This is a genomic window from Acidithiobacillus sp. (assembly GCF_049965315.1).
In the GTDB taxonomy this organism is placed as follows: Bacteria; Pseudomonadota; Gammaproteobacteria; order Acidithiobacillales; family Acidithiobacillaceae; genus Acidithiobacillus_B.
Genome location: NZ_JBMFWL010000047.1, coordinates 1 through 9,496, shown reverse-complemented (window position 1 = coordinate 9,496; position 9,496 = coordinate 1). Strand labels below are relative to the sequence as shown.

General features: G+C 62.3%; 9 protein-coding genes. 2 read left to right on the top strand and 7 right to left on the bottom strand.

Annotated elements, in window-relative coordinates; genetic code table 11:
* Positions 1-280: 280 nt before the first annotated feature.
* Genes ACP5MM_RS09375 through ACP5MM_RS09365 form a run of 3 tightly spaced genes read right to left on the bottom strand, consistent with a single transcriptional unit; the run spans position 281 to position 5,005 of the window.
* Positions 281-1,747 (bottom strand): SpoVR family protein, encoded by a 1,467-nt coding sequence (locus tag ACP5MM_RS09375; RefSeq protein ID WP_427932185.1) that lies wholly within the window; start codon positions 1,745-1,747, stop codon positions 281-283.
* A complete protein-coding gene (locus ACP5MM_RS09370; protein ID WP_427932183.1) occupies positions 1,740-3,044 on the bottom strand; it encodes a DUF444 family protein in 1,305 nt (434 codons plus the stop codon). The genes ACP5MM_RS09375 and ACP5MM_RS09370 overlap by 8 nt, the downstream gene beginning before the upstream one ends.
* 26 nt (positions 3,045-3,070) lie before the next feature.
* Entirely contained in the window at positions 3,071-5,005 is a 1,935-nt protein-coding gene (locus tag ACP5MM_RS09365) for a PrkA family serine protein kinase (RefSeq protein ID WP_427933210.1), read from the bottom strand.
* A gap of 723 nt (positions 5,006-5,728) precedes the next feature.
* On the opposite strand from ACP5MM_RS09365, the gene ACP5MM_RS09360 reads away from it, so the two are divergent.
* Together ACP5MM_RS09360 and ACP5MM_RS09355 are read left to right on the top strand one after the other, a co-directional pair.
* Complete coding sequence (locus tag ACP5MM_RS09360) at positions 5,729-6,025, top strand: hypothetical protein (RefSeq protein ID WP_427934493.1); 297 nt, start codon at positions 5,729-5,731, stop codon at positions 6,023-6,025.
* A gap of 56 nt (positions 6,026-6,081) precedes the next feature.
* On the top strand, positions 6,082-6,666 hold the full coding sequence (locus ACP5MM_RS09355; protein WP_427934492.1) for a hypothetical protein: 585 nt from the start codon (positions 6,082-6,084) through the stop codon (positions 6,664-6,666).
* A 409-nt stretch (positions 6,667-7,075) separates the two neighbouring features.
* On the opposite strand, the gene ACP5MM_RS09350 is transcribed toward ACP5MM_RS09355, so the two are convergent.
* From ACP5MM_RS09350 to ACP5MM_RS09335, 4 genes are read right to left on the bottom strand one after another with little or no spacing between them, the layout of a single operon-like run.
* Positions 7,076-7,888 (bottom strand): SIR2 family NAD-dependent protein deacylase, encoded by an 813-nt coding sequence (locus ACP5MM_RS09350; RefSeq protein ID WP_427934490.1) that lies wholly within the window; start codon positions 7,886-7,888, stop codon positions 7,076-7,078.
* A 13-nt stretch (positions 7,889-7,901) separates the two neighbouring features.
* Complete coding sequence (locus ACP5MM_RS09345) at positions 7,902-8,126, bottom strand: hypothetical protein (protein ID WP_427934489.1); 225 nt, start codon at positions 8,124-8,126, stop codon at positions 7,902-7,904.
* 10 nt (positions 8,127-8,136) lie between these two features.
* Positions 8,137-8,442 carry a 2Fe-2S iron-sulfur cluster-binding protein gene (locus ACP5MM_RS09340; RefSeq protein ID WP_427933202.1) on the bottom strand — a complete coding sequence of 102 codons (306 nt, stop codon included), beginning with the start codon at positions 8,440-8,442 and terminating at the stop codon, positions 8,137-8,139.
* Between the two features lie 35 nt (positions 8,443-8,477).
* Positions 8,478-9,410, bottom strand: a complete 933-nt coding sequence (locus tag ACP5MM_RS09335) for a DegT/DnrJ/EryC1/StrS family aminotransferase (protein WP_427934494.1) — start codon at positions 9,408-9,410, stop codon at positions 8,478-8,480.
* Positions 9,411-9,496: the final 86 nt, after the last annotated feature.

Here is a 9,496-nt window from a genome sequence, read left to right as displayed (position 1 = left end):
CCGAGAGGGTAACAGGTGTTCAGTTTTCGACGCTGATTCCTACCTGTACCTGTTCACTTTTGCACGCTGATTAACAGATCGGGATCTTGTCCAGGATGGTTGCTTCCCGTTCAACCGAAGGTCGGCAGGGTATTTTTCGGAGGATACCGAGTCCAAAATAAAAAAAGGTGGCCTGGGCCACCCTGGAAGCTACATAGAGGAGGGTAATCATGAGCATTACCGGTCTCATTGATGCAGATTCCGTGCCAAGCGAACCCGCACCGGAATCCGCGCAGAACGGCTATTCCACCAGCACGTCCAGGGCGTCGCCCTGCAGATGGACGGCATAACCCCACAGGGAACGCAGATGCTCCAGGGTACTCTCGGCTTCCGCCCGGTGCAGGGGGCTGTCGTCCATTTGCTGGAGGATCATGCGCCGATCCCCCCAGCGGTCCACCTCGACGATCTGGATGTCCGGGGGCCGGCTGCTGGCCGCGATCTGCCGGGCCAGGACCGCGCGCACCTCGCGATAGCCGGCATCGTCATGGATGGCGGAGACCTCGTAGTGTTCGGCGGCGGGATCGTTGCGCAGGGCAAAGAGGTGGAAATCGCGCATGACCTTGGGCGAGAGGTATTGCAGGACAAAGCTCTCGTCGCGAAACTCGCGCATGGCGAAGTGGATCTGTCTGATCCAGTCGGGATCCCCCGCAAAGTCGAACCAGCGCCGGTCTTCCGCGCTGGGCTGGAGGCAGATGCGCTGGATATCCCGGAAGATGGCAAAACCCAGGGCATAGGGGTTCATCCCGGAATAGCGCGGGTCATCGAAATCCGGCTGAAAGATGACGGCCGTATGGCTGGCGTAGAACTCCAGGAGGGCGCCGTCCGTAATCAGCCCCTCGCTGTGGAGACAGTGCATGATGTGGTAATGCACAAAGCAGGCAAAGCCTTCGTTCATGATCTTGGTCTGGCCCTGGGGGTAGAGATATTGGGTGATCTTGCGCACGATGCGCAGGATTTCGCGTTTCCAGGTCTCCAGGTGGGGGGCGTTCTTCTCGATGAAGTAGAGGAGATTGTCCTGGGGCTCGCTGAGAAAGCCGCCTTTTTCCGGCGGGCTCGCGTGGGCCTCGTGGGGAATGGTGCGCCAGATCTCCAGCAATTGCTGCTCCAGGTAACGCTCCCGCTCCCGGCGGCGGCGTTCTTCTTCTCCGGCGGACAGGCGTTTGGGGCGCTGCGCGCGGTCGATGCCGTTGCGGCTGATGGCATGGGCGGCGTCGAGCACCTCGGCGACGCCGTCGATGCCGTAGCGAGTCTCGCATTCGGCAATGTAACGCTGGGCGAACTGCAGGTAATCGAGGATCCCTTCCGCATCGGTCCATTGCTGGAAAAAGCGGTTGTTCTTGAAAAAGGCGTTATGCCCGAAAGCGGCGTGGGCGATGACCAGGGTCTGCATGGTCATGGTGTTTTCTTCCATGAGATAGCTGATGCAGGGATTGCTGTTGATGACCAGCTCATAGGCCAGGCCCATTTCGCCGCGCCGGTATTGCCCCGATTCGATGGCCCGCTGTTTGCCAAAGGACCAGTGGGCGTAATAGACCGGCAGGCCGATGGAGGCGTAGGCGTCGAGCATCTGTTCGGCGCTGATGACCTCGATGCGGTTGGGGTAGGTGTCAAGCCGCAGCGCTTCCGCGGCGATGCGCTCGATGGCCTCGGTGGTGGATTCGATGCGGGCAAAGGTCCATTCGTTGTCCGTAAACAGGGGCTTAGGCATGGGCTGCCTCCTCGGCGCCGAAGAGGGCGCGGAAAAGCGGATAGATGTCTTCCCGCTCCATGGCCCGGGCGGTGATCAGCTCGGGAAAGACTTCGGCCAGTTCGTTGTAGAGTTGCAGAAGCTCGCTTTCGCTATCGCGATGGACTTCCAGATAGAAGAGATTGCGCAGTTGCGGCAGGAGACGCAGGAGGACTTCGTGGACGATGCGGGTATCCCCGGTGTAATTGTCGCCGTCGGAAGCCTGGGCCAGATAGACGTTCCAGGCATCGGCCGGAAAACGTTGGGCGACGATCTCCTGGGCCAGGCTCAGGGCGGGCGAGACGAGGGTGCCGCCGCCTTCGCGGGCGCCGAAGAATTCGGCCTCGCTGGCCTCGGTGGCCACGGTGTGATGCTTGATGAAGACCATCTCCACCGCGCGATAATGGCGCTTGAGAAAGAGGTAGAGGAGCAGAAAGAAGCGCTTGGCGAGGTCCTTTTCCTCTTCGCCCATGCTGCCCGAGACATCCATCACGCAGATCATCACCGCGTGGGTGATGGGACGGGGCTGTTGATCGCTGTGGGCGAAGCGCAGATCGCTTTCGTCGATGAAGGGGATGGACTTGATCTTGCGTTCGAGGACGGTGATTTCGGCATCCAGCTCGGTGAGCCGGCTGCGTTCCACCAGGACATCCTGACCGGCATCGATGCGCCTGCGGATTTCCTCCAGCAGGGCCTCGCGCGCATCGGTGAGTTCCTTGAGCTCGCGTTTTTTGCCGGCGCGCAGGGCCAGACGGCGGGCGCGGGCGGTGCGCATGGTGCGTCCCACATGCATGCGCGAGGGCGAGCCATCCTTGACGAAGCCCGCCCGCTGCCACTGGGAGGATTCCATCTCCCCCTGGGCCAGATCGCGCAGATGGGGGAGCGCCAAGCCTTCAAAGAGGAGATCAAGGAACTCGTCGGCGGAGAGGACGATGTCCAGCTCATCATCGCCCAGCCCTTCCGGCGACCCTTCCCGGCCGCGGCCGCCGCCCTCGCCGCCGTCCGGCTTGCGGATCTGGTCGCCCACCCCGTATTCCTTGTTGCCGGGCAACGCCCGCTCCCAGCCTCCCGCCGACCAGTCGCGGCGGAAGCTGGGCTCCGCGAGGTCCTTGCCGGGGATGCGCACGGGCTTTTCCCCGCTGGCCAGATCCGGGATGGACCCCGACTGCGCCACCTTTTCCACCGCCGCCTTCAGGCGCGCCCGCACCCGTCGATTGAGGCGGTCATGGTTGGCGGCGGAGCGTGTACCGGAACTGCGGCGATCAATGATCATGCTCATGGCTTCACCCTCCGGGGGCATCGCCCTTAGTGATGCTTGCGGTAGCGCATGTACCAGTCCACCAGCAGACGGACCTGCTTTTCCGTATAGCCCTTCTCGCGCATGCGGGCGACAAAGTCCTGATGCTTGCGCTGGTCCTCGGCGCTGCCCTTGGCGGCGAAGGAGATCACCGGGAGGAGGTCCTCGGTGCTGGCGAACATCTTCTTTTCGATGACGGCGCGCAGCTTTTCATAGCTGGTCCAGGCCGGGCTCTTGCCGTCATTGGCCGCCTTGACGCGCAGGACGAAGTTCACCACCTCGTTGCGGAAGTCCTTGGGGTTGGCGATGCCGGCGGGCTTCTCGATCTTTTCCAGTTCTTCGTTGAGCAGGGCCCGGTCCATGAGCTGCCCCGTGTCCGGATCGCGGAACTCCGCGTCCTGGAGCCAGAAGTCGGCATACTGCACATAGCGGTCGAAGAGGTTTTGGCCGTAATCGCCATAACTTTCCAGATAGGCCTTCTGGATCTCCAGGCCGAGGAATTCGGCATAGCGCGGCGCCAGCTCGGTCTTGAGGAAACCCAGATAACGGCTTTCCGTCTCCGGCGGGAATTGCTCGGCGCGGATCTGCGTTTCCAGGACGTGCAGCAAGTGCACCGGGTTGGCGGCCACTTCGCTCTCGTCGTAGTTGAAGGTGCGCGACAGGATCTTGTAGGCGAAGCGGGTGGAAAGGCCGTCCATGCCTTCATCCACCCCGGCCGCATCGCGGTATTCCTGGATGCTCTTGGCCTTGGGATCCTTGTCCTTGAGGGTTTTGCCGTCATAGACCTCCATCTTGGACCACAGGCTGCTGTTGCCGGGCTCCTTGAGGCGGCTGAGGATGGCCACCTGCGCCAGCATCTCCATGGTGTCCGGCGCACAGGGCGCAGCGCTGAGGGTGCTGCTGTCCATGAGTTTCTTGTAGATCTGCGTCTCCTCGGTCACGCGCAGGCAGTAGGGCACCTTGACGATATAGACGCGATCGAGGAAGGCCTCGTTGCGCTTGTTGTTGCGAAAGGCCGCCCATTCCGATTCGTTGCTGTGGGCGATGACGATCCCCTGGTAGGGCATGGCGCCAAAGCCTTCGGTACCGTTGTAGGTGCCTTCCTGGGTGGCGGTGAGCAGGGGATGGAGCATCTTGATGGGGGCCTTGAACATCTCGACGAACTCCAGCACGCCCTGGGTACTGACGTTGAGGCCGCCGGAGTAGCTGTAGGCGTCGGGGTCGTCCTGGGAAAAATCCTCCAGCTTGCGGATGTCCACCTTGCCCACCAGGCTGGAAATATCCTGGTTGTTTTCGTCGCCGGGTTCGACCTTGGTGACGGCGATCTGGTGCAATTGCGATGGATTGAGGCGAACCACCTGGAAGCGGCGGATGTCTCCCCCGAAGGCCCGCAGCCGCTTGGCCGCCCACGGCGACATGACCCCGGACAGGCGTTGGCGGGGAATGCCGTACTGGCTTTCCAGGATCGGCCCGTCCTCCTGGCGGTTGAAGAGGCCCAGGGGGGACTCGAAGAGCGGCGAATAGCGGCCCTCGGCGGCGAGGCAGTAGATGGGATGCTGTTCCATGAGGCTTTTCAGGCGCTCGGCCAGGGACGACTTGGCGGCCCCCACGGGGCCGAGCAGATAGAGCACCTGCTTGCGTTCCTCCAGGCCCTGGGCGGCATGGCGAAAGTAGGCCACCAGATTTTCGATGGCGTCCTCGATCCCGTAGAAATCCTGGAAGGCCGGATAGGTGAGCAGTTTGCGGTTCATGAAGATCCGCGACAAGCGGGGGTCGGCCTGGGTATCCACCACCTGGGGCTCGCCGATGGCGGCGAGCATGCGTTCGGCGGCGGATGCATAGGCCATGGGGTCTTTGGCGCAGAGATCCAGATAGGCATCCAGGGACATGGAGACTTGCTGCTGCTGCAGGAAGCGCTCCTGATAGCGATCGAACAAAGCCATTGCTCACTCCTTGCGGCAATGCCGCTGTTTCCCAATGACTGGCCAGTCAACGTGTGCCTGGCCCTGGCGATGCGTAACGACCATTGGACCATGCTGGCGCGCAATAGGTCCACGAGGCGGCCTCGATGGCCCTTCCCGGCACGGCGCGACGCCCTTTGAATACCGCCTGTTCCAGCCGCAGGGCATCCTTCGTCATTCTCGTAATTAACATTAGCACATCCCATGCCAATCTGCGCCCGCAGGCTGTAGGAGGCTTTTTCCCGAGTCTGCGCGTGCCTTGCGGAGCGTGAAGATGTTCCATGCCCTGACGCGGCGCAGAGAGCCGGGGAAACGGGAGGCTTGCCTCAAGATCATGCGCGTCATGCACCATGCTAGTGCAAATATGCGCGTGCCCCATCATAGGAGCGGCCCGTGGCCCCGACCCCAACGCCTCGCGCCCCGCACAGATCGCGGCCATGGGGCGCACCGCTTGGCGCCGGGTTGCAGGCGTAAAAAAGGGCGGGGGGAGCCGCCCGGAAAGCCACTTTGAGGAGGGTTGACCATAACCATGATCAATCCTGGTGATGCACGTTGCGTGCCAGGGGCTTTGGCGCAGTCGGGTTTTCGCCGTCCGGCTCTTTTTCCAGGCGGATCTGCGCGGCATCGCCCGCCCGAAGTGGCATGGCCTTTGCTGCAGCTTGCCCACGGAGCATTACGACTCTGCGACTGGAGGCTGGCCGCGCCATGAACCGTTTTGAACATTTTCGCGAATTGCGTGAAGACCTCAGCATCCTCCTCGGCGGCGTGGTCAGCGGGGTGGCCCACGCGCAGCTCTTTGCCGGAAGCGCGGAGGAACAGCGTCGCACCCTGGCCTGCCTGATTGCCCGCCATCCCTTCCTGGACATGTGCTACCTGCTGGACGCCCAGGGGCGTCAGGTGGGGGACAATGTGGCCGCCAGCCGGCGCAGGGCGGCGATGGGATTGACCGGAGTCATCGCCCCTATTACTGGCTGGCCCGGGATGCGAAGGAGGCGATCCTGACCCCGCCCTATCTGTCCTCGGCTACGGGCAATGTCTGCGTCACCGCCGCCGCACCGGTGCGCGACGAGGCTGGCAGGCTGCTGGGGCTGGTGGTGGCCGACAGCGAGCTGGATCGCGCCCTGTCCCTGCTGGAAGAGGATGACATCCGGCGCGGCTTTGAGCCATTTTTCAAGATCTTTTACGTGCTCTTCTCGCTGGGCCTGCTCACCGTCAGCATGGCGCTGGGGGGACACGCCCTGCTCTCCTTGGGCACCTTGTGGACGAGCAAGGGCGATTTCGGCGATTTCAGCGCGCCCTTTCAGGCCACCATCCTCTTCACCCTGGCCCTGGCGGTCTTTGATCTGGCCAAGACCATTTTTGAAGAAGAGGTGCTGCTGCGCAAGGACATCCGCCGCCATAGCACCACGCGCCGCACCCTCACCCGCTTCATTGCGGCCATCCTCATCGCGGTGTCCATCGAGGGCCTGATGCTGGTCTTCAAGTTCGCCATGGACGCCCCCCAACATCTGCTGCTGGCGGTATGGCTGCTGTTGGCAGCGGCGGCATTGCTGGTGGCCTTGGGGCTATATGTATTCCTGGGGGCACAGGCCGAGGTGATGCTCTTGCGCCAACGGGAGAAGAGCAAGAAAGCGGAGCCTTGAGGCGGCTTAGTCCAATGAATTGCCCTCGCTAATGTCATGGTCACGGAGATGGACCCATGCTCACGCTATACGGCGCTTCGGTAGTCACGTTAATGATGGTGTTTTACGCCCTGGAGTCTCGTTCTGCTTGGTATACCCTGGCATTTGCCGGAGCGTGCCTGGGATCTGCAGCCTACGGTTTCATGGCCGGCACTTGGCCCTTCGGCGTGGTGGAATCGATCTGGAGTTTGGTCGCCTTACGAAAATGGTTTAGCCGATATTTCCAGGCAGGGGTTGGTCCTTGAATGGCCGTCCATGGCCGGTTAGCGCCCCTCCCCAAGGGCTCCCAGCACAGGGAGCACTCCGGTGGCGGAAGGTCCTCCCTGCCGCATAGGCGGAAAGGACCCGGGGTCATGGTATGCGCGGAAAGCTAGGCGGCGAGGCGTCCGGCAAGCTCGGTGATGGGGAGGGGCAGGGGGAGGATATTTTGTTCCCGCAGAAAACGCTCCTCGTTGCGGCTCAGAGGGGCGTCTATGAGGGCCCAATGGCGGTCTGACGAGCGTTTCATGATCTGGCGGGCGAAGCTGCGTTGCAATTGATCATTGAAACGGCAGCCGATAAAGAGAAAGTTTCGGTCACGGCGGAGCTCCTGGACGATCGCGGGGATGGGCGTCTGGATGTCGATTTCCGTCAGGACTTCGACAAAATCCGAGTCGGAGGCGAGATAATTGCCGGCGGGGCTCAGCGAGCCCCAGGGTTCATAGAGCACCGTGCGCCATTGCGCCGCCGCGGCGGCATCGGTCTCCTGGCCATCGGCCTGGTAACAGCCGGTCCAGTGGCCGAAATGCTCGCTCTGACTGAGACCCTGAATGCGCCCCCAGGAGGCTTGGCCCGCCAGCGCCCGGGCCATGCTGTCGTCGTACCAGAGGTGGACGATGAGGGGCAAGTGCATCGCGGCGAGGTCCGGCAGCAGGGAGTGCACCGGCGTTTCGGCCGAGAACGTCTTGTCGAGCAGCCCTTTGAGGGTCTTGCGGTGCTTGAAGTTCTCGATGTACTGGGCCGCCGCGGTGAGGTTCCGGCGGATCCGGTGGGGGACGGTGACCTGACTGCTGAGGGTTTCCGCCAAGGTCGGCAGGTCGCTGGGGATGGACGCGTCGGCCTCGGCCAACAGGCCGGGGCCCAGGTAGGGGATGACGCGACCGCTGGCGAGGCCGTTGAGGATGTCTGACAGGTCGTTGCCCATGGGCTTGCTTCCTTTATGTGGTGACGGGCAGAAAGGCGGCTTGCATCTCTTCGAGGACCGTCGGGTCCAGGCGAAACAAGCCCCTCCCTCCGGAGAGGGGTTCGTAGGCATTGACCGTGTTGCGGCTCAGGTGATTGAACCACGCCTGGGGGCTGGCCGCCGCCGGGCGCTCGCCAATCTCCTGAACCGAACCGTCAGCGGCAAAACGCACGTGAATCATGACTAGGGAATGTTCCATGGTGTGCTCCTCATAGCCCCGAGGCAAAGCCCAGGAGTTCTACCGTGACATTTTCCTCGCCCAGGATGGCCTGACAGGCGAGGCGCGATTTGCTGCCAACGCCGACGATGCTGTCAAGCTGCTCGTTTTCCTTGCGTTGAATCTTGGAAATGCTCTTGCGCCCTTCGTGCACGAAGATATGGCAGCTATCGCATTCGCCCTTGCCTTCGCATTTCTGGGCGATGGATTCGCCGGCAGCCAGGATGGCATCGACTAAGCGGGTTCCTGCCGGCATTTCAATGGTTTTTCCGCTGGGCATGATGGATACAACGGGCATTGCACTCTCCTTCTTTTCTGGATGGTCAAAGAACTTCAATAAATGGCGGCACCCGCCCCGACATGGACAGATGACTCTTTCATGGTTTCGATGATGAAGGCGATCTCCTCCTCGTCCAGGCGCGGGTGAAAGGGCAGGACCAGGGTGCGATCGGCCACGCGCTCCGCGGTGGGGCAACGATTGGCGCCGCGTTCACGATAATAGGATTGCAGATGCATGGGCTGGCAGTACGATGCGGCCTCTATGCCTTGTGCGCGCAGGTCTTCCACGATGGCATCGCGGCTGCTGCGACTGAAGCGCGTGCCGAGATGCACTTCGTAGACGAACCAATGCACCTCAGTGGCTTCCGGGGCACGGTAAGGATCCTTGATGCCTTCAAAGGATTTCATGTGTTCATAGTAGAGGGCTTCAATCTGCCGACGGCGGGCCAGGATGCCGTCGAGGCGGGCAAGTTGCGCCAGACCCAGCGCCGCCTGCAGATCGCTCATGCCGGCCTGCAATGGGGGGCGGGCGGCGGCCACTACGGAGATCCGCTCGGCAATGCTGCGTGATGCATACTGGCGCAGGCGGCTGGCCACCTCGTCGTCATCGGTCACCACCATGCCGCCGTCGCCACAGAGCAGGGCGGAAGGCTGGGAGAAGTCGAAAATCGCGCAATCGCCAAAATTGCCCACTAGCCGCTCCTGGTAGCGGGAGCCGATGGCCTCGCTGGAATCCTCCAGGAGCAGCACTCCGGCGGCGTCGGCCTGTTCGCGCAGGGCGGACCAGGCGGCCGGGTGTCCTTTGGTGTTTCCCGCCAGGATGGCACGGGTTTTTTCGGTGACGAGGCGCCCGGCCCCTTTCAGGGAGAGGGTGCCGGAATAGTAGTCGATATCGGCGAATACCGGTTGCACCCCGTACCAGGCCAGCGCATGGCCGATCTGCCGCCAACTGTAGGGCGAAAGGATGACCTCGTCGCCCTCGCGCAGCTCATAGGCCTGTTAATCAGCGTGCAAAAGTGAACAGGTACAGGTAGGAATCAGCGTCGAAAACTGAACACCTGTTACCCTCTCGG